Raw genomic sequence first — 20,139 nt, 5'->3', positions numbered from 1 at the left:
CGGCTGGCTGCACACCTACAATCACCACCGCGGACACACCGCGCTGAAGGGCCAACCACCCGCCAGCCGCGTCCCCAACCTCACGGGTCAGTACATCTAGCCCAGTGCGCGTCCCAGGACGTAGACCGCCGGGGCCGCCGCCGCGAGCGGGAGGGCCACGCCCGCGGTGAAGTGGACGAAGCGGGACGGGTAGTCGTAGGCCGCCACGCGGTGGCCGATCAGGGCGCAGACCGCCGCGCCCGCGCCGATCAGCGCGCCCGGCTCGTCCAGCCCCGTCAGCCGGCCCACCGCGATGCCCGCGCCGGCCGCCGCGAGCAGCGCCGCGACCACCGACACCGGGGTCGGCAGCGGCAGCGCACGCGCCAGGACGGCCACGGCCACCCCGGCCGCGCCGACCGACACCGCGTCCGCGTCGGCCGCGAGCCAGCCGCCTGCCACGATGGCCAGCGCCGCGGAGGCGACGGTCGCCATCAGGCCGTACATCCGCTCGTCCGGGTCCGCGTGCGAGCGCAGCTGGAGTACGAGCGTCAGCAGCACCCACACGCCCAGGGTGCCGAGGATCGCCGCCGGGGAGCGGTCCGACGCGAGCAGAGCGGCATCCGCGGCCAGCCCGCCCGCGAAGCCCAGCGCGATGCCCTGGCGGGCCGGCCACATGCCGTTCAGCCGGAACCAGCCCGCCGCCGTCACCGCCTGGAGCAGCACCAGCGGAACCACCAGGGCGTACGTGCCGACCGCCGCGGCGCCGGACAGCAGCAGGCCAAGCAGCGCCGTGAGCGCCGCGGGCTGCAGACCGGGGTCGATGACCGGCGACCGTCCCTCGGCCCGGGCCCGCTGGGCGGCGGTGAGGGGGACGTCCGGGATCCCGTCGGGCGCGGTCCGGGTGCCGGTCGCGGCCGGGGCCGCCGTGCCACCGGCCGCCTGCGGCTGCTGGTACGCCTGCCCGTACGGGCCCCGGCCCTGGTACTGAGGCTGAGGCTGAGGCCGGCTGCGGACGCCGTAGGCCTGCTGCCGCGGGTACGCCGTCTCCTCCGTGGAGGCCTGCGGCGCGCCCTGCCACTGCTGCGCGTACGGCTGGGCGGCGTGCGGGTCGTGGGGAGCCCGCGGGTCGTGGGGAGCCCGCTGCGGGGTGTGGCCCGGCCAGGGCTGCTGCTGATACGGGTCGTGGGCTCCGTGCGGGCCCTCGTACGGCTGGTTCGTCATCGGTCGCTCATCCTCCTGCGAACGGCGGGAGCACTTCGACCGTGCCGCCGTCGACCAGCCGTACCGTCTCATGCGGGCGGGTGCCCACGGGGTCACCGTCGACGAGGAACGAGCAACGCCGCAGCACGCGGGTGAGTTCGCCGGGGTGCCGCTCGCGCACCGCGTCGAGCGCCTCGGCGAGCGTGGCGGCGGTGTACGGCTCCTCGGCCAGCCCGGCCGCGGCCTTCGCGGCGGCCCAGTAACGCACCGTGACCTCAGCCATCGCGTTCCCCGGTCGTCGCTGTCATCGCTCTCGCGTTCCTCGGCACTCTGCTTCCCCGGTCGTTCCTCGGTCGTGCTCGGTGACGGACAGCCAAAGGCTAGCCGGATCGGCCGGCCCGGGCGGCGGCCCAGTCGCCGATGCGGCGCAGCAGCGCGTCCGTGGCGGCGTGTTCGGCGTGCCCCATGGCGGGCTCCAGCCAGAGTTCGCCGTGGTCACCGGCCGCGGCGGCCAGCATGCGGGGGTGGTCGACGGGGAAGTAGGCGTCCTGCTCGCCGTGCACCACGAGCAGCGGCGTCGGCGCGATCCGGGCCGCCGCCCCGACCGGGGACAGCGGCACCGGGTCCCAGCCGCGGTGGTGGACGCGGGTGCGCAGGCCGTAGCGGGACACCAGGCGCCCGCCGGGCCGGGTGACCAGCCAGTGCAGGCGCCGCATGGGCGCGGTGCCCCGGTAGTACCAGCGGGCGGGGGCGCTGACCGACACGACCGCGTCCGGGCGCAGGCCGCTGTCCCGGTCGTACAGCGCGGCCTGCCGCAGCACGACCGAGCCGCCCATCGAGAAGCCCACGGTCGCCACCCGCCGGTGTCCGAGCTCGCGTGCCCAGGCCACCGCCGCCGCGAGGTCCCGCACTTCCCGGTCGCCGACCGTGGAGCGCCCGCCGGACGCCCCGTGTCCCCGGAAGGAGAACGTCACCACGGCCCCGTACGAGGCGAGGACCCCCGCGACGCGCCGCACGTGCGGCCGGTCCGCGTCCCCGGTGAAACCGTGTGCGACGACGAAGGCGGGCCGCGCGGAGGGGCCGGTGGGACCCGTCCGGGCGATGCCGTCGCTTTCGTGTGCCGCGGCGCCCGATTCGTACACGGCGTCGATCGGCACCCCGTCCGACGTGCGCAGAAGCGTGCGGCGGCGGGCCGGCCCGGCCGTCCCGGAGTGCGGACGCGGCGTGGAACGGGCCACACGGCCTGCCGGAGAAAGGGTCATGTCGGCTATTGTCCTGGGCAGAGGACTCGGGCAGCGAAGCCCCCGGGTCCTTTTGTGCTTTCGGAAGCGTTGTATACGACCCGGGCGACCGCGGGGTGCACGTGTACGGGGCCTTCGGGATCGCAGAGCGGTGCTGTGCCAACCAGTGTCCTCGCAGGGACCGAGGAGGAACCAGACATATGAGTTCTCTGCTGCTCCTGACCAACGCCCTCCAGCCGTCGACGGAGGTGCTGCCCGCACTCGGCCTGCTGCTGCACCACGTGCGCGTGGCCCCCGCGGAGGGGCCCGCCCTCGTCGACACCCCCGGCGCCGACGTCATCCTCGTCGACGGCCGCCGCGACCTCCCGCACGTCCGCGGCCTGTGCCAGCTGCTGCGGTCCACCGGCCCGGGCTGCCCGCTGGTCCTCGTCGTGACCGAGGGCGGCCTCGCGGCCGTCACCGCCGACTGGGGGATCGACGACGTCCTCCTCGACACGGCGGGCCCCGCCGAGGTCGAGGCGCGGCTGCGGCTCGCGATGGGCCGGCAGCAGATCGTCGGCGACGACTCCCCGATGGAGATCCGCAACGGTGACCTGTCGGTGGACGAGGCGACGTACAGCGCCAAGCTCAAGGGCCGGGTGCTGGACCTGACCTTCAAGGAGTTCGAGCTCCTGAAGTACCTCGCGCAGCACCCCGGCCGCGTCTTCACGCGCGCCCAGCTGCTCCAGGAGGTGTGGGGCTACGACTACTTCGGCGGCACCCGAACGGTCGACGTGCACGTACGACGGCTGCGGGCCAAGCTCGGACCCGAGCACGAGTCGCTGATCGGAACCGTCCGGAACGTGGGTTACCGATTCGTTACGCCCGAGAAGGTGGAGCGGGCCGCCGAGGAGGCCAAGGCCGCGGCAGAGCGGTCAAAACCGGGGATCTCCGGCAAAGCTCCCTCTCCGGTCAGCACCGAGGCCCCGGCAGACGTGTAGGAACCACGAGGACGACGTGACGCGGGATGTCACAGGGTGCCGCCCCGGCTGATCGCGGGCCCCCGACGCCCTGCCCGCGGCGGGTCCATCCGCGTAGACTCCGCGCGTGGCCAAGGTGACTCGGGATGATGTGGCACGGCTGGCGGGGACCTCCACCGCCGTCGTCAGCTATGTCATCAACAACGGACCCCGGCCGGTCGCCCCGGCCACGCGCGAGCGTGTCCTCGCCGCGATCAAGGAGCTGGGGTACCGGCCCGACCGGGTCGCCCAGGCGATGGCCTCACGGCGTACGGACCTTCTGGGTCTGATCATTCCCGACGCGCGCCAGCCCTTCTTCGGGGAGATGGCGCACGCGGTCGAGTGGGCCGCCGCCGAGCGCGGAAAGATGGTCCTCGTCGGCAACACCGACTACGTGGCCGAGCGCGAGGTCCACTACCTGCGGGCCTTCCTCGGGATGCGGGTCTCCGGCCTGATCCTCGTCAGCCACGCCCTCAACGACCAGGCCGCCGCCGAGATAGACGCCTGGGACGCCCGCGTCGTCCTGCTGCACGAGCGGCCCGAGGCCATCGACGACGTCGCCGTCACCACCGACGACCTCGGCGGCGCCCAGCTCGCCGTCCGCCACCTGCTGGAGCACGGCTACGACTACGTCGCCTGTGTCGGCGGCACCGCCGAGACCCCGGCCGTCGGCGACCCGGTCTCCGACCACGTCGAGGGCTGGCGGCGCGCGATGGCCGAGGCAGGCGCTTCGACGAAGGGCCGGCTGTTCGAGGCGCCGTACAACCGCTACGACGCCTACAAGATCGGCCTGGAGATCCTCGCCGGTCCGCAGCGCCCGCCGGCCATCTTCTGCTCCACCGACGACCAGGCCATCGGTCTGCTGCGCGCGGCCCGCGAACTGCGCATCGACGTGCCCGGCGAGCTGGCGGTGGCCGGCTTCGACGACATCAAGGAAGCCGCGCTGACCGACCCGCCGCTGACCACGGTCGCCTCCGACCGCTCCGCGATGGCCCGGGCGGCCGTGGACCTCGTCCTGGACGACGGGCTGCGGGTCGCCGGGTCACGGCACGAGCGGCTGAAGGTGTTCCCGTCGCGGCTGGTGGTGCGCCGGTCGTGCGGGTGCGGGTGACGGGGTCCCGGGGCGGGTTCGGGGCCGGGTGCGGGTGACGGGGTCCCGGTGCGGGCTCGGGGCCGGGTGCGGGTGACGGGGTCCCGGTGCGGGCTCGGGTTGGGGTCGCGGTGCGGGCTCGGATCCCGATCCGGATCCCGGTCACCGTCACGGTCCCGGTCACGGTCCCGGTCACGGTCCCGGTCCCGGTAGGTTCTGCCGGGCTTCTCAGGTGGGACTCAGGGGCCTCTCATCAACGGTCGGCAGGCTCGTGAGCATGACGAACGAGCAGCAGCACGCCCGTCCCTGGCGGCAGTCGGACGGCCGCCCCGCCGGTTCCTCCTCCGGCTCTCCCGGTTCCCCGGGCTTCCCCGGCGTTCCCGTCCGTCCCGAGTGGCCTCCTCCGCCGCCGGGGCCGCCCGCTGTACCCACGCCGCCGACGCGGCGCAGGGAGCGGGCCCGTGGACCGTTCGCGCTGCTCGCCGCCGTGGCCGTCGTCGCGGCGGCCGTCGGCGGTGGGACGGCGTACGGCATCCAGGAGCTGAGCGGCTCCGGGACGGTCGCGTCGAGCTCGACCAGCACCGATGTGGTGCCGTCGGCGGACCGGGGCACGGTCGCCGGGGTCGCGGCGGCGGCCGGCCCGAGCATCGTGGAGATCAAGGCCGACTCGGGCGCCGGGTCCTCCACCGGTTCCGGCGTGGTCCTCACGGGTGACGGCGAGATCGTCACCAACAACCACGTCGTCTCCGGCGCCTCCTCGGTCAGGGTGACGGCCGGCGACGGCAAGCGGTACGAGGCCGAGGTCGTCGGCACCGACAGCTCGAAGGACCTGGCGCTGATCAGGCTGAAGGACGCGTCCGGGCTGAAGACGGCGACGCTGGGCGACTCGGACGGGGTACGGGTCGGCGACCAGGTCGTGGCGATCGGCTCGCCCGAAGGCCTGACCGGCACCGTGACCAGCGGCATCGTCTCCGCCCTCGACCGGGACGTCACCGTCTCCACCGGTGAGGGGCGGCAGCAGGGGCAGGGCGACGGTGGCGGTGACTGGCCGTTCGAGTTCGGCGGCCGGGAGTTCAACGGCGACACCGGGTCGTCCACGACGACGTACAAGGCGATCCAGACGGACGCCTCACTCAACCCCGGCAACTCCGGCGGCGCCCTCATCGACATGAACGGCAACGTCGTCGGGATCAACTCGGCGATGTACTCCTCCGCGGCACAGAGCTCCTCGTCGCAGGCGGGCAGCGTCGGCCTCGGCTTCGCCATCCCCGTCAACACGCTCAAGGCGGACCTGGCGAAGCTGCGCGCGGGCGGGCACGACGGCTGAGTCTCACGTCGGCGGACCTTGGCCGCACCACGCTCGCCACCACCGCTGCCGCTGCCGCTGCCGCTGCCGCTGCGACCGTCGCTGCCACTGTGCCGCTGCCACCGTCGCTGTGCCGCTGCCGCTCGAGGGAAACGTGCGACGCTGAAGGCGTTCCGCGTCCTGCGCCACCACCGTTTCCGCTGACCCCGTCCCGCGTACCGCGTCCTGCCCGCGCCCCATCGCACCCGAGGAACCCGAGCCCATGACCACCGCCGAAGGCGACCGTGACCGTGACCGTGGCCCCCAGCGCATCCTGATCGTCGACGACGAGCCGGCGGTACGCGAAGCACTCCGGCGCAGCCTCGCCTTCGAGGGGTACGACACCGAGGTCGCCGTGGACGGCGCCGACGCGCTGGAGAAGGCGGACGCGTACCGGCCCGACCTGGTCGTCCTCGACATCCAGATGCCCCGCATGGACGGTCTGACGGCCGCCCGCCGGATCCGCGGCGCGGGCGACACGACGCCCATCCTGATGCTGACCGCCCGCGACACGGTCGGCGACCGCGTGACCGGCCTGGACGCGGGCGCCGACGACTACCTGGTGAAGCCGTTCGAGCTGGACGAGCTGTTCGCCCGTATCCGCGCGCTGCTGCGGCGCAGTTCGTACGCCGCGGCCGTGGCGGGTGCCGCCGAGGACGACGAGGCGCTCGCCTTCACCGACCTGCGCATGAACCTGGCCACCCGGGAGGTCACGCGGGGCGGGCGGGCCGTGGAGCTGACGCGCACTGAGTTCACGCTGCTGGAGATGTTCATGGCACACCCGCGCCAGGTCCTCACACGCGAGCAGATCCTGAAGGCCGTGTGGGGCTTCGACTTCGAGCCGTCGTCGAACTCGCTGGACGTGTACGTGATGTACCTGCGGCGCAAGACGGAGGCGGGCGGCGAGCCGCGCCTGGTGCACACGGTGCGGGGCGTGGGCTACGTACTGCGGCAGGGCGGGACCGAGTGAGCGGCGGTCCGGTGCGCCGGTTCCGGGCGCTGCCCATCCGTGCCAGGCTGTCGCTGCTGGTCTCGGCGGCGGTGGCGTTCGCGGTGGCGGCGGTCTCGGTGACGTGCTGGTTCGTCGTGCGGGGCAAGCTGTACGCCGAGATCGACGACAACCTGCGCTACGGCAACGTCCGCATGACCATCACGCAGGTGCAGTCCACGCTGGACCACTGCACCCAGGTGCCCGACGGCACCCGGCCGCCCGGCCCGCGCAACCAGCCCTACCTGCAGCTCGTCGAGGCCGACGGCAACTACTGCCTCTTCGAGGGCTCCGCCGGCGCGGTGAAGGTGACGTCCGCAGACGTGGACGTCGCGGAGAACCCCGGGGACCCGCTGCGGTTCCGCGACGGCAGGGACACCGACGGCAACGCCGTACGCACCCTGACGGTTCCGCTGGCCGACGGTGTCGCCCTGCTGATCGCGCTGCCGCTGGAGGACACCGAGAACACCCTGGACGAGCTGGCCCTGCTGCTCCTCCTGGTGTCCGGCATCGGCGTCGTCGGCGCCGGGGCGGCCGGGCTCGCCGTCGCGCGGGCCGGGCTGCGGCCGGTGGACGAGCTGACCGAGGCCGTGGAGGAGGTGGCCCGCACCGAGGACCTCGGCATCCGTATCCCCGTCGCGGACGACAGCGACGACGAGGTGGCCCGGCTGTCCCGCTCCTTCAACTCCATGACCGCCTCGCTCGCCTCCTCCCGCGACCTCCAGCAGCAGCTCATCGCGGACGCGGGTCACGAGCTGCGTACGCCGCTCACCTCGCTCCGTACCAACATCGAGCTGCTCGGGCGGAGCGAGGAGACGGGCCGGCCGCTCCCCGAGGCCGACCGCAAGGCACTGCTCGCGTCCGTGAAGGCGCAGATGACGGAGCTGGCGTCGCTGATCGGGGACCTCCAGGAACTGTCCCGTCCCGACACGGGCGCGCACGGCGGCCGGGCCCAGGTGCTGGCCTTCCACGACACGGTCGAACACGCCCTGCGCCGGGCCCGGCTGCGCGGCCAGGACCTCACGATCACGGCGGACATCGACCCGTGGTACGTCCGCGCGGAGCCGTCGGCGCTGGAACGGGCGGTGGTCAACGTCCTCGACAACGCGGTGAAGTTCAGCCCCGGGGGCGGGTCGGTCGAGGTGCGGCTCACGGACGGCACACTGACGGTCCGCGACCACGGCCCCGGCATCCCGGCCGACGAACTCCCCCACGTCTTCGACCGCTTCTGGCGCTCCCCCAGCGCCCGGGCCCTCCCCGGCTCGGGCCTCGGCCTGTCGATCGTGGCCCGGACGGTGCAGCAGGCGGGCGGAGAGGTGCGGCTGTCTCCCGCGGAGGGCGACGGTGGCGATGGGGGTGACGGCCGGATCGGCGAGGTCAGCGGGACTGACGGGGACGGCGCAGGCGGCGGGGCCGGTGAAGGCGACGGGGCCGGTGGGGGCGGCGGGGCCGGTGGGGGCGGTGGGACGGTGGTGACGATCCGGCTGCCGGGGGCGCCGGTGCCGCCGCCGGAGCTGCCGTAGGTGCGGCCGGCGTCGCACGGCGAACGGCACGGCGGACGTCGTTCGCCGTGCCGTTGTCGCCGCCCCGGAGGTGAGGGTTCAGCAGCCCGTCGCCCAGGTGTGGGAGTCACCCTGGTCGTTGGCGGCGCCGTTCCAGTTGACCTCCTGGCCGGGAGCGAGACAGATGGTCATGTGGCCTCCCTGCCACGCGTCCGCGTACACCCGGACGTAGCTCTTGATGCCCGGCCCCTCGATGCCGTGGTTCGCCCAGGAGGAGTCCTCGTCCGCGATGTAGCCCTCCCACCAGCCGTCGTCACCGGACCAGTTGGCGCGCTGGCCCTGGAAATCGGCGTTCTCCCACGCGCAGAATTCGCCGCTCGGACAGTCCGCGGCCGATGCCGTGGAGGCGGAGGCGAAGGGGGTGCCCGCGGCGAGGAGCAGCGCGGCGGCCAGGAGGACGGTCTTCTTCATCGGGATGTGCCTTTCTCTTGTGCGGACCGCAGGACGGAACGGGCTGTGCGCAGGGCGTGCGCCCGCAGTTCCCGGTAGGCGGTCCGCTCCCCCACCGGCGCCCGGGACTTGAGGTTGTTGACGGTGGTCGAGGCGTGGAACCAGCGCGCCTGGTCCCCGTAGAGACGCTGCTGGGCCCTGGCCAGGCAGCCGTCGGTGTGCTGGCGGACCTCGTGGCCGCTGGGCAGCGTGAGGGAGAGTTCCGCGCGGCCCGCGCCGAACAGGGCGTCACTGACGCGGCGTTGCTCCTGCCGGCCCGGCGGCTTCTGCCCCGGGCGCGGCGGGGTGAGGCCCTGGCGGGTCAGGCAGCGGTCGGTCAGGAGGAGCTGGGCCGCTTTGACGGTGTCCGTCGCGCTGAGCGGAGTGGCCTTGCGGGGGACGCAGGCGGGCAGCACGCCCAGGGCCAGGGCGGTGAGCAGCGCCGCCGCCACGGCGACGGTGCGGTGGGAGGGGATCGGCTCCCGGCGGCGGTCCTCGGGGGTGGCGGCCGGCATCGGGAGGAGCGTGCGCATGATCCGACCAACGGCGCGGGCCGGGGCGCGGGCACGGCGCGGGGCGGCCGTTCACCCCGGGGAGCTACGCAGGCGTGGCGGGGCACGGCGGGGGCCGCGCGGCCGGGTGGGCCGTTGTTGACGACCGGGAGAGGGCGGGCCGTGCCGGAAGGGGGCGGGGAACGAGGAAGGCGGTGGAGGCCCGAGGGCCCCCACCGCCTTCCTCGACGCGAACGCCCCTACTGCTTCAAGGGCGTCCGGTACCGCTGCACGCGCATCCGGTCACTTCACGATCGTGATGCGGTCCGCCTTCGGCGGGGCGATCGGGTCCGACGCCGAGGAGTTCGCCAGCAGATACGTCTCCAGCGCGGCGAGGTCGTCCTCGCCGACGAGGTCGTTCGTGCCCTGGCCCAGCGTCGGGAAGCCGTCGCCGCCGCCCGCGAGGAAGCTGTTCGTGGCGACGCGGTAGGTGGCCGACGGGTCGAGGGCCGCGCCGCCCAGCTTGACGGAGTCGGTGACGACACGGTCCGCGCCGGTCTTCGTCATGTCCAGCGTGTACGTGAGGCCCGAGGAGATCTGGAGGATCTTCGGGGACGCCGCGTTCGCGCCGCTGACCTGCTCCTTCAGGATCTGGATGAGCTGCGCGCCCGTGAAGTCCTGGAGGTTCACGGTGTTCGCGAACGGCTGCACGGTGAAGCCTTCCGCGTACGTCACCACACCGTCGCCCTCATCGGCTTTCGCCGCGTACGTGAGGGGCGCGCGGATGCCGCCCGGGTTCATCAGCGCCAGGTCGGTCTCCGCGTCCAGCTCCTTGCCGTGGGCGAGCTGCGCGTCCGCGATGAGGTCGCCGAGCGGGGACTCGGTGCCGGTGCTGCCGATGTCGCCGGCGATGTAGCCGATGGCGCGGTTGCCGATCGGGGCCGCGAGGGTGTTCCACCTGCCGATGAGGCCGGTCATGTCGGGCGCCCTGGGGACGTCCCGGGTGACCACGTGGTTCGCCGACTTCACGGCCGTGCGGGCGATGTCACCCGTGCGACGGTCGTACGTCAGCGTCGTGTCGGTGTAGAGGCGGCCGAAGGACGCGGCCGAGGTGACCGTGCGCGGGTTGCCCGCCGGGTCGTCGATCGTGCAGACGTACGCGTTGTGCGTGTGGCCGGTGACCAGCGCGTCGACCTGCGGCGAGACGTTCTTCGCGATGTCGACGATCGGGCCGGAGATGCCGTCGCCGGCGCCCGGGGAGTCGCAGTCGTAGTTGTACGAGGTGCCGGCCGGGAAGCCGCCCTCGTGGAGGAGCGCCACGATCGACTTCACGCCCTGCGCCTGGAGCACGCGCGTGTACGTGTTGATCGTCTCGACCTCGTCCTTGAAGGAGAGGCCCTTGACGCCGTCCGCGGACACGATGTCCGGGGTGCCCTCGAGCGTCACGCCGATGAAGCCGACCTTGACGCCCTTCTTCTTCCACACCCAGTACGGCTTGAGGATCGGCCTGCCGGTCTTCTCGTCCAGGACGTTCGCCGCGAGGTACGGGAAGTCGGCGCCGGTGAACTCCTCGTCGCCGTAGCAGCCCTCGGTGGGGTGGCAGCCGCCGTTCTGCAGGCGGGACAGCTCGCGCGCGCCCTCGTCGAACTCGTGGTTGCCGACGGACGTGACGTCCAGACCGAGGCCGTTCAGCGCCTCGATGGTGGGCTCGTCGTGGAACAGGCCCGAGAGCAGCGGGGACGCGCCGACCATGTCGCCGCCGGCCGCGGTGATCGAGTACGGGTTGCCCTCGCGGGCTTCGCGCAGGTGCGTGGCGAGGTATTCCACGCCGCCCGCGTCGATCGTCTTCGCCGTGCCGTCCGCCTGCTGCTCGGTGACCCGGCCCGAGGAACCGGCCGGCGGCTCCAGGTTGCCGTGCAGGTCGTTGAAGGACAGCAGCTGGACGTCCTGGTACCGGCCGGGCTTGTGGTGTGCCGCCACCCCGTGGCCGCCCGAGCCCGCCTTCGTGGTCGCGCTCGCGCTCGCGCTCGCCGAGCCGGGCAGCGCTGCGGCCAGCGCGGCGGCGGTGGCGACCGCGGCCGCCGCCGCGACCAGTCGGTACGTACGGCGTCGGCGGCCCGGGTGCGCCCCGGACGTCTGGGATGTGGTTGGCATACGCCCCCCTGTGGATCTGGCTGAAAAAGGCCCGTCGGCGCAGCCTAAAGTCAACGCGCGTAGCGCGACAGGGTGTTCGTGGTTACATCCTGGTTGCTTCTTCGCCACCTCTCCGGACCGCCCGCCTGCCCCCCGCGCGAAGGACCTCGGCTTACTCTCGTACCTATGACCAGCGACGACACCGCACAGTCCGTACCGTTCGGCAGCGCCCGCTCCATCGAGACCTCCGCCTCGCTCTCCCCCGAGGCGACCGACGCCGTCCTCGGTCTGCTCGCCGAGGCCGCCCGGCACGACGGCCAGCAGGCGGTGTCCGAGCAGGGGCGGCTCCAGCTGCGCGGCGGCAAGCGCGCCGGCGTCGCCCACCTGCTGGCCCTGTCCGGCGGCGAGCTCGTCGGGTACGCGCAGCTGGAGGACACCGACCCGGTGGAGCCGCCGGCCGCCGAACTCGTCGTCCACCCCTCGCACCGCGGCCGGGGCCACGGCCGGGCGCTCGGCTCGGCGCTGCTGGCCGCCTCCGGCAAGCGGCTGCGAGTCTGGGCGCACGGCGGGCACTCCGCGGCCCGGCATCTCGCGCAGGTCCTGGGGCTCACCCTGTTCCGCGAACTGCGGCAGATGCGCCGTCCCCTGGCCGGCTTCGACGCCGCCGAGCCGGTGCTGCCCGCGGGCGTCACCGTGCGGGCCTTCGTTCCCGGCGAGGACGACGCCGCCTGGCTCGCGCTGAACGCCACCGCCTTCGCCCACCACCCGGAGCAGGGCGCCCTCACCCAGCGCGACCTGGACGACCGCAAGGCCGAGCCGTGGTTCGACCCCGCCGGGTTCTTCCTGGCCGAGCGGGACGGCGAACTGGTCGGCTTCCACTGGACGAAGACGCACGCGGCGGAGCGGCTCGGCGAGGTCTACGTCCTCGGCGTCTCCCCGGCGGCCCAGGGCACCGGTCTCGGCAGGGCCCTCACCGCGATCGGCCTGCGGCACCTGGCACGGCAGGGCCTGCCCACGGCGATGCTGTACGTCGACGCCGACAACAAGGCGGCCGTGTCCGTGTACGAGCGGCTGGGCTTCACGACGTACGAGACGGACCTGATGTACCGGACGGAGACGTGAGCCCCCGTACCGGACGGAGGCCCGGCCGCCGGTACGTACTCGCGGAGACGTGACCGCCGGACGCACCGCACGGAGAGATGAGATCCGGGACGTACCGCACGGAGACGTGACCGCCCGGACGTACCGCACGGAGGCGTGAGAACCGGGACGTACCGCACGGAGGCGTGAGAACCGCCGCGGCGCTGCCCGCCGCCGGGCCGCGGACCCCGCCGGGCGCCCTTCCCCGCCGCCGGCTCCCGCGGGCCGCCCCCCGATGTCCGGCACGTCATGTCGCCGTAACCGCCGGTTCAGACGGGCTTGCGAGGCTCGGCGAATGACGCCCGCCGTGCCAGAGCCCGCGCCGCCTCCCGAGGGGAACGTACGCAACGGGACCCCCCGGACCGCCACCGCGCCGACTCCCCCGCGTTCCGGCGCGCCGCTGCCGCCCCGTGCGCGGAACAATGGGTTCATGAGCCAGCGGACCCCTCAGGCAAACGTCCAGCACGCGCAGCCCTCGGTGGGCTCCATAGCCGCGCACCGCCCGCACACCGTGGCGGCCACCGTCTCCGACCTGGAACCCGACATCGACGCGGACCTCGACGGATACGAGGAGGCGCCCTCGGACGGTGCTCCGCTGCCTGCGGACCGGTTCCTGGACCGGGAGCGCAGCTGGCTCGCGTTCAACGAGCGCGTGCTCGAACTCGCCGAGGACCCGAACACGCCCCTGCTGGAGCGCGCCAACTTCCTCGCGATCTTCGCCAGCAACCTGGACGAGTTCTTCATGGTCCGGGTGGCCGGGCTGAAGCGCCGTATCGCCACCGGCGTGGCCACCCGCTCCGCCTCCGGTCTCCAGCCGCGCGAGGTGCTGGAGATGATCTGGGGCCGCTCCCGGGAGCTGATGGCACGGCACGCCGCGTGCTTCCACGAGGACGTCGCCCCGGCCCTCGCCGAGGAGAGCATCCACCTGGTGCGCTGGAACGAGCTGGCGGAGAAGGAGCAGGCCCGCCTCTTCACGTTGTTCCGGCATCAGATCTTCCCGGTGCTGACGCCGCTGGCCGTGGACCCGGCGCACCCCTTCCCCTACATCTCCGGCCTGTCGCTGAACCTCGCGGTCGTGGTTCGCAACCCCGTCACCGGGCACCGGCACTTCGCGCGGGTGAAGGTGCCGCCGCTGCTGTCCCGCTTCCTGGAGGCCTCCCCCGGCCGGTACGTCCCCATCGAGGACGTCATCGCGGCCCACCTGGAGGAGCTGTTCCCCGGCATGGAGGTGCTGGAGCACCACGCGTTCCGCCTCACCCGCAACGAGGACCTGGAGGTCGAGGAGGACGACGCGGAGAACCTCCTCCAGGCCCTGGAGAAGGAGCTCATGCGGCGCCGCTTCGGGCCGCCGGTGCGTCTGGAGGTCGAGGAGTCCATCGACCGGGAGGTGCTGGACCTGCTGGTGCGGGAGCTGAAGATCAGCGAGGCCGAGGTGTACCCGCTGCCGGGTCCGCTCGACCTCACCGGTCTGTTCCGCATCCACAGCCTGGACCGGCCGGAGCTGAAGTACCAGAGGTTCATCGCCGGCACCCACCGCGATCTCGCCGAGGTCGAGTCGGCGTCCGCGCCCGACATCTTCGCCGCGCTGCGCAGCCGTGACGTGCTGCTGCACCACCCCTACGACTCGTTCTCCACGTCCGTGCAGGCCTTCCTCGAGCAGGCCGCCGCCGACCCGGACGTCCTCGCGATCAAGCAGACCCTGTACCGGACTTCGGGCGACTCGCCGATAGTGGACGCGCTGATCGACGCCGCCGAGTCCGGCAAGCAGGTCCTCGTCCTGGTCGAGATCAAGGCCCGCTTCGACGAGCACGCCAACATCAAGTGGGCGCGCAAACTGGAGGAGTCCGGCTGCCACGTCGTGTACGGCCTGGTCGGCCTGAAGACGCACTGCAAGCTGTCCCTGGTGGTCCGCCAGGAGGGCGACATGCTGCGCCGCTACAGCCACGTCGGCACCGGCAACTACCACCCGAAGACGGCCCGCCTGTACGAGGACCTCGGGCTGCTCACCGCCGACCCGCAGGTGGGCGCGGACCTGTCCGACCTGTTCAACCGGCTGTCGGGCTACTCGCGCCGGGAGACCTACCGCCGGCTGCTGGTCGCCCCGAAGTCGCTGCGCGACGGACTGGTCTCGCGGATCGGCAAGGAGGCCCAGCACCACCTCGCCGGGCGTCCCGCCTACGTCCGCGTCAAGGTCAACTCGATGGTCGACGAGGCCGTCGTGGACGCCCTGTACCGCGCCTCGCAGGCGGGCGTGCCGGTGGACGTGTGGGTGCGCGGCATCTGCGCGCTGCGGCCGGGCGTCGAGGGGCTGTCGGAGAACATCCGGGTGCGGTCCGTGCTCGGCCGGTTCCTGGAGCACTCCCGTCTCTTCGCCTTCGGCAACGGGGGCGAGCCCGAGGTGTGGCTGGGCAGCGCCGACATGATGCACCGCAACCTCGACCGCCGTATCGAGGCACTGGTCCGGGTGACCGACCCCGCGCACCGGGCGGCCCTCAACCGGCTGCTGGAGAGCGGGATGTCCGACGCCACCGCGTCCTGGCACCTCGGCCCGGACGGCGAGTGGACCCGGCACGCGACGGACGCGGACGGCGTGCCGCTGCGCAACATCCAGGAGACGCTCATAGACGCCCGGAGGCGCCGGCGTGGCAAAGCGACACCTTGACCCCGCGGACCGGACCACGCGGACGCCCGTCCGGTCCGTGCAGACGCCGGTCCGGCCCGCGCAGACGACGCCGGGGGCGGGGCACCCGGGGGGCGAAACCCGACCCGGCCCCTCCGCCCCGCCGGTGACCCGGGACGCAGCGGCCGGGGACGCACCGGCCGTGGACGCCTTGGCCGGGGACGCCTTGGCCTCCTACCTGCGGAGCCGGGCCACGGAGTTCCTCCGTGCGCTGCGGCTGCACCGGGAGGCGGGGGGCCCGGGCCCGGCGAACGGCTCGGAGGGGTCCGCCGACGCGGCCCGCGCGCTGCGCCGGGCGGCCCGCCGGATCAGCGGCAGCCTGCACACCTTCCAGGCGCACCTCGACGCCGGCTGGGTGGAGTCGATGCGCCCGGAACTGGCCTGGGTGTCGGGCACGCTGGCCCTGGAGCACACGTACGCCTCCCGGCTGGAACGGCTGCTCCACGCCCTGCACCGCCTGTCGGGAACGGACGTGCTCCCGCGGCAGGGCGGCGCGGCGGGATCCGGCGGCCCGCATCCCCACCCGGCGGCCGGCCCGGAACGCGGCAGCCTCACGGTCGGCGCCGCGAAGGCCGGCGCCCTCCTCGAACGGCGGCTGACCCTGGCCCGGAGCCGCGCCCACTCCACCGCCCTCCAGGCCCTCGGCAGCAGCCGCTTCCACGCGGTCGCCGACAGGGTCGCCGTCCTGGCCGGCGAAGTCCCCCTCGCCGGGGCGGTCGCGAGCGCGGCTCTGCGGGCGTCGGCGGAAGCGGCCGAGGAGCGGCTCGCCGCTGCGGTCGAGGCGCTGCCGCTGACCACCGCGGGCAGCCCGTACAACTCGGAGGCGCTGGTCCACGGCCTGTCACCCGACCCGGCCCCGCACCCGCAGGACGCCCCCTGGCACCAGGTCCGCCTGCTGCTGCGCCTGCACCGCTACGCACGCGAGGTGCTGCACGGCGCGGACGGAACGCCCGGCGGGCCCGGTGAGTACGGCGAGCACGGCGGGCCCGGTGAGCACGGCGCGTACGACACGCACGACGCATACGACGGGAGCGCCCCCGCGGACCTGCCGGAGGCACCCGGCATACGGCTGGCGGCCGCCGGCCGGGCCCTCGATCTGCACCGCGACGCCTCGGAGGCGGCGGCAGCCGCGGCCCACGCGGCCCGGACCCCCCGGATCACCCCGGCGACCGCGTACGCGCTCGGCGTGCTCCACGCCGACCAGCGGCACGAGGTGGAGGCGGCCCGGTACGCGTTCCAGCGCTGCTGGCGGAGAGAGCAGTCCGTGTCCGCGCGGTAGGCGTTCCGTCACCTCACCGCACCGTCCGCAGGGGTTCACCCCGCGTTCATTCACGCCCATCGGCGCCTTCACCTGTTCTGCCTAATTTCGGCGTTACGCGGTGCGAGCCGTGCCGGAACATCCCCGGTCCCGCGCCCGCGCCGAACAGACTTCGCACACTTCGCACGCCGCCGGATTCAGGACGGCGGCTTTCGGAAGGAACTCCCTCAAGTGAAGCTTCAGCGCAAGAACCGGCGGGCCCTCGCTCTCGGTGCTCTCGCCGTCTCCGGCGCCCTGGCCCTCACGGCGTGCGGCTCCGACGACACCGGCGGCAACAGCGAGGGTGGCGCCACCACCCAGCAGGCGGGCAGCATCGAGTGCGGCGACGCCAAGGGCCGGCTCCAGGCCTCCGGCTCCTCCGCCCAGAAGAACGCGATCGACGCGTGGATCAAGCAGTACACCGCCGCGTGCCAGAACGTTCAGGTCAACTACCGTCCCGACGGGTCCGGCGCCGGCATCACCGCGTTCACCCAGGGCCAGACCGCGTTCGCCGGTTCGGACTCGGCGCTGGACCCGGAGGAGATCGAGGCCTCCAAGAAGGTCTGCGAGGGCGGCCAGGGCATCGACCTGCCGATGGTCGGCGGCCCGATCGCGGTCGGCTTCAACGTCCCGGGCGTCGACTCGCTCACCCTGGACGCCCCCACGCTCGCCAAGATCTTCGACACGCGGATCAAGAAGTGGAACGACCCGGCCATCGCGAAGCTGAACCCCGGCGCGAAGCTCCCGGACCTGCAGATCCAGGCCTTCCACCGCTCCGACGAGTCCGGTACCACGGACAACTTCACCAAGTACCTGAAGGCCGCCGCGCCCAAGGACTGGACGTACGAGCCCGAGAAGGCGTGGAAGGCCAGGGGCGGCCAGTCCGCCAACGGCTCCTCCGGCCTGGCGCAGCAGGTCAAGGCCACGTCCGGCGCGATCGGCTACTTCGAGCTGTCCTACGCCAAGGACGGCATCACGACGGTCGACGTCAAGACCGGGGCCGCGCAGCCGGTCAAGGCCACGATCGAGAACGCGACCGCCGCCGTCGGCGCCGCCAAGGTCGTCGGCACGGGCAAGGACCTGGCGCTGGAGCTCGACTACACGCCCTCGGCCGACAATGCGTACCCGATCGTCCTCGTGACCTACGAGATCGCCTGCGACAAGGGCAACAAGGCGGACACCCTGCCCGCCACCAAGTCCTTCCTGACCTACCTGGCCTCCGAGGACGGGCAGGGCCTGCTGGCCGACGCCGGTTACGCCCCGATGCCGGCCGAGATCATCAGCAAGGTCCGCGAGACCGTCTCGGGCCTGAGCTGACCTGAGTCGCGGTCCGGCCCACGGGCCCCGTCCGTCGCCGTACGGCCGGCGGCGGGACACCGGGGCCGGTCCGCGCTGTCCGGTGCACCGCCGCCAGGAGCAGCCCGCTACCCGCGGGGCTCCGTGAGAGCCGCCCGGCGGGCGGCTCCGCAGACCGGAGAACCCAATGGACATATCCACGCAGACGCCCACCGCAACCGCACCTGAGCCCGTCCCGCCCCGCCCCGCCGAGGAGCAGCGCGCCGCCCGTGGCGCCACCCGCCCCGGCGACCGGATCTTCGTGGGCCTCTCCCGCGGTTCCGGCATCCTCGTCCTGGTGATCATGACGGCCATCGCGGCCTTCCTGACCTACCGGGCCGCTCTCGCGATCGGCAAGGACGAGGCCGGCTTCCTCACCAGCTTCGAGTGGAACCCGAGCGGCCTGCCGCCGCGGTTCGGCATCGCGGTGCTGGTCTTCGGCACCGTCGTGTCGTCGGTCGTCGCCATGGTGATCGCGGTCCCGGTCGCCGTCGCCATCGCGCTGTTCATCACGCACTACGCGCCGCGCAGGCTGGGCGGCACCATCGGCTACGTCATCGACCTGCTGGCCGCCGTGCCGTCCATCGTCTACGGCCTGTGGGGCGCCCTCGTCCTGGTCCCGAACCTCAGCGGCCTGTACGGCTGGATGGACGAGTACCTCGGCTGGACCGGCGTCCTCGACTGGCACGGCGGCGCCCCCCGCTCGCTGTTCACCGTCGGCATCCTGCTCGCGATCATGATCCTGCCGATCATCACCAACGTGAGCCGCGAGGTCTTCCGGCAGGTCCCGCGGATGCACGAGGAGGCGGCGCTGGCCCTCGGAGCCACGCGCTGGGAGGTCATCCGCATGTCGGTCCTGCCCTTCGGCCGCTCCGGCGTGATCTCCGCGTCGATGCTGGGCCTCGGCCGCGCCCTCGGCGAGACGATGGCCGTCGCGATGGTCCTCTCGCCGAGCTTCGACATCACCGCCAGCCTGCTCGACCCGGGCGGCGGCACCTTCGCCCAGAACATCGCCAGCAAGTTCAACGAGGCCACCACCATGGGCCGCGACGCCCTCATCGCGTCCGGTCTGGTCCTCTTCGTCATCACCCTGCTGGTCAACGGCGCGGCCCGGCTGATCATCGCCCGCCGCAAGGAGTACTCGGGGGCCAACGCATGAGCCACGCACCCGCCACCCTCACCGCCGAGCGCGGTTCCCTGCGCGGCGCGACCCTGCCCACGTGGTTCCCCTGGGCGGTCGCCGCCGGTTCCGTCGCGGCCGGCCTCGGCATCAGCGCCGCCGCCGGACTGCACAGCGACATCCAGTGGGGCCTGATCGCCGCACTCGCCTTCGTCGCCGGGACGTACGGGATCTCCGCGTCCGTCGAGGGCCGCCGGCAGGCCAGGGACCGCATCGCGACCAGCCTGGTCTGGGTCGCGTTCGTCCTGGCCGTGCTGCCGCTGGCCTCGCTGATCCTGGAGACCGTCGAGCAGGGCGCGAAGGTCCTCGACGGCTACTTCCTCACCCACTCGATGGGCGTCGTCGCGGACACCGAGCCCGGCGGCGGCGTCTACCACGCGCTGCTGGGCACGCTGGAGCAGGTCGGCCTCGCCACCCTGATCTCCGTCCCGGTGGGCGTGCTCACCGCGATCTACCTGGTCGAGTACGGGCGCGGCAGGCTCGCCACGGCCGTCACCTTCTTCGTCGACGTCATGACGGGCGTCCCGTCGATCGTCGCCGGCCTGTTCGTCCTCAGCCTGTGGATCGTGGTCCTCGGCATGGGCTACTCCGGATTCGCCGGCTCGCTCGCCCTGGCCATCCTGATGATTCCGGTGGTCGTCCGCTCCACCGAGGAGATGCTCAAGCTCGTCCCGAACGAGCTGCGCGAGGCGTCACTGGCGCTCGGCGTCCCCAAGTGGCGCACGATCCTGAAGGTGGTCCTGCCGACGTCGATCGGCGGCATCACCACCGGCGTGATGCTGGCCGTGGCCCGGATCACCGGCGAGACCGCGCCCGTGCTGCTGCTGGTCTGGGGCACGAACTTCATCAACGCGAACCCGTTCTCCGACCCGCAGGCGTCGCTGCCGATGTACATCTACCTGCAGTACGCGAACAGCGGCGGCTCCGGCGCGGCGTACGACCGTGCCTGGGCGGCGGCCCTGACACTCATCGCGTTCATCATGATCCTCAACCTGGTGGCCCGCGGCATCGCCCGCTGGAAGGCCCCGAAGACCGGTCGCTGAGGCCCTCC

At 73.2% G+C, this 20,139-nt stretch carries 17 protein-coding genes; 11 read left to right on the top strand and 6 right to left on the bottom strand.

Annotation, left to right across the window (positions count from 1 at the left end; genetic code table 11):
* Positions 1-96: 96 nt before the first annotated feature.
* The 3 genes from ABZ354_RS27645 to ABZ354_RS27635 form a co-directional block, all read right to left on the bottom strand.
* Positions 97-1,200, bottom strand: a complete 1,104-nt coding sequence (locus ABZ354_RS27645; RefSeq protein WP_358661272.1) for a hypothetical protein — start codon at positions 1,198-1,200, stop codon at positions 97-99.
* A gap of 7 nt (positions 1,201-1,207) precedes the next feature.
* Positions 1,208-1,462 carry a MoaD/ThiS family protein gene (locus tag ABZ354_RS27640; protein ID WP_358661270.1) on the bottom strand — a complete coding sequence of 85 codons (255 nt, stop codon included), beginning with the start codon at positions 1,460-1,462 and terminating at the stop codon, positions 1,208-1,210.
* A 97-nt stretch (positions 1,463-1,559) separates the two neighbouring features.
* Positions 1,560-2,441 (bottom strand): alpha/beta fold hydrolase, encoded by an 882-nt coding sequence (locus ABZ354_RS27635; RefSeq protein WP_358661269.1) that lies wholly within the window; start codon positions 2,439-2,441, stop codon positions 1,560-1,562.
* Positions 2,442-2,620: 179 nt separating this feature from the next.
* On the opposite strand from ABZ354_RS27635, the gene ABZ354_RS27630 reads away from it, so the two are divergent.
* The 5 genes from ABZ354_RS27630 (at position 2,621) to ABZ354_RS27610 (ending at position 8,364) form a co-directional block, all read left to right on the top strand.
* Positions 2,621-3,400, top strand: coding sequence for a response regulator transcription factor (locus ABZ354_RS27630; protein ID WP_358661267.1), 780 nt, complete (start codon positions 2,621-2,623; stop codon positions 3,398-3,400).
* 106 nt (positions 3,401-3,506) lie between these two features.
* Complete coding sequence (locus tag ABZ354_RS27625) at positions 3,507-4,529, top strand: LacI family DNA-binding transcriptional regulator (protein ID WP_358661265.1); 1,023 nt, start codon at positions 3,507-3,509, stop codon at positions 4,527-4,529.
* Between the two features lie 256 nt (positions 4,530-4,785).
* Positions 4,786-5,835, top strand: coding sequence for a trypsin-like peptidase domain-containing protein (locus ABZ354_RS27620; RefSeq protein WP_358661263.1), 1,050 nt, complete (start codon positions 4,786-4,788; stop codon positions 5,833-5,835).
* Between the two features lie 241 nt (positions 5,836-6,076).
* Positions 6,077-6,823, top strand: a complete 747-nt coding sequence (locus tag ABZ354_RS27615; protein WP_358661261.1) for a response regulator transcription factor — start codon at positions 6,077-6,079, stop codon at positions 6,821-6,823.
* Positions 6,820-8,364 carry a HAMP domain-containing sensor histidine kinase gene (locus ABZ354_RS27610; RefSeq protein ID WP_358661259.1) on the top strand — a complete coding sequence of 515 codons (1,545 nt, stop codon included), beginning with the start codon at positions 6,820-6,822 and terminating at the stop codon, positions 8,362-8,364. The genes ABZ354_RS27615 and ABZ354_RS27610 overlap by 4 nt, the downstream gene beginning before the upstream one ends.
* Positions 8,365-8,442: 78 nt before the next feature.
* On the opposite strand, the gene ABZ354_RS27605 is transcribed toward ABZ354_RS27610, so the two are convergent.
* From ABZ354_RS27605 to ABZ354_RS27595, 3 genes are all read right to left on the bottom strand, one after another.
* On the bottom strand, positions 8,443-8,814 hold the full coding sequence (locus tag ABZ354_RS27605) for a peptidase inhibitor family I36 protein (RefSeq protein WP_358661257.1): 372 nt from the start codon (positions 8,812-8,814) through the stop codon (positions 8,443-8,445).
* Complete coding sequence (locus ABZ354_RS27600; RefSeq protein WP_358661255.1) at positions 8,811-9,365, bottom strand: hypothetical protein; 555 nt, start codon at positions 9,363-9,365, stop codon at positions 8,811-8,813. The genes ABZ354_RS27605 and ABZ354_RS27600 overlap by 4 nt, the downstream gene beginning before the upstream one ends.
* Positions 9,366-9,626: 261 nt before the next feature.
* Positions 9,627-11,477, bottom strand: coding sequence for a bifunctional metallophosphatase/5'-nucleotidase (locus ABZ354_RS27595; RefSeq protein WP_358661253.1), 1,851 nt, complete (start codon positions 11,475-11,477; stop codon positions 9,627-9,629).
* A 165-nt stretch (positions 11,478-11,642) separates the two neighbouring features.
* On the opposite strand from ABZ354_RS27595, the gene mshD reads away from it, so the two are divergent.
* The 6 genes from mshD (at position 11,643) to pstA (ending at position 20,131) form a co-directional block, all read left to right on the top strand.
* The gene (mshD, locus tag ABZ354_RS27590) at positions 11,643-12,578 is read left to right on the top strand and encodes a mycothiol synthase (RefSeq protein WP_358661251.1); all 936 of its coding nucleotides are present in this window, start codon (positions 11,643-11,645) and stop codon (positions 12,576-12,578) included.
* 448 nt (positions 12,579-13,026) lie between these two features.
* Positions 13,027-15,258 carry an RNA degradosome polyphosphate kinase gene (locus ABZ354_RS27585; protein WP_358661249.1) on the top strand — a complete coding sequence of 744 codons (2,232 nt, stop codon included), beginning with the start codon at positions 13,027-13,029 and terminating at the stop codon, positions 15,256-15,258.
* A 169-nt stretch (positions 15,259-15,427) separates the two neighbouring features.
* Positions 15,428-16,555: a CHAD domain-containing protein gene (locus ABZ354_RS27580; RefSeq protein WP_358661274.1), complete on the top strand. Its 1,128-nt coding sequence runs from the start codon at positions 15,428-15,430 to the stop codon at positions 16,553-16,555.
* 210 nt (positions 16,556-16,765) lie between these two features.
* The gene (gene pstS / locus ABZ354_RS27575) at positions 16,766-17,890 is read left to right on the top strand and encodes a phosphate ABC transporter substrate-binding protein PstS (RefSeq protein ID WP_358661247.1); all 1,125 of its coding nucleotides are present in this window, start codon (positions 16,766-16,768) and stop codon (positions 17,888-17,890) included.
* Positions 17,891-18,056: 166 nt separating this feature from the next.
* Positions 18,057-19,067, top strand: a complete 1,011-nt coding sequence (pstC, locus tag ABZ354_RS27570) for a phosphate ABC transporter permease subunit PstC (RefSeq protein ID WP_358661245.1) — start codon at positions 18,057-18,059, stop codon at positions 19,065-19,067.
* Positions 19,064-20,131 (top strand): phosphate ABC transporter permease PstA, encoded by a 1,068-nt coding sequence (gene pstA, locus ABZ354_RS27565; RefSeq protein WP_358661243.1) that lies wholly within the window; start codon positions 19,064-19,066, stop codon positions 20,129-20,131. The genes pstC and pstA overlap by 4 nt, the downstream gene beginning before the upstream one ends.
* Positions 20,132-20,139 lie beyond the last annotated feature (8 nt).

It is taken from the genome of Streptomyces sp. NPDC005925, assembly GCF_040638805.1.
Lineage (GTDB): Bacteria > Actinomycetota > Actinomycetes > Streptomycetales > Streptomycetaceae > Streptomyces.
This window is presented reverse-complemented; position numbering and strand designations above follow the sequence as displayed.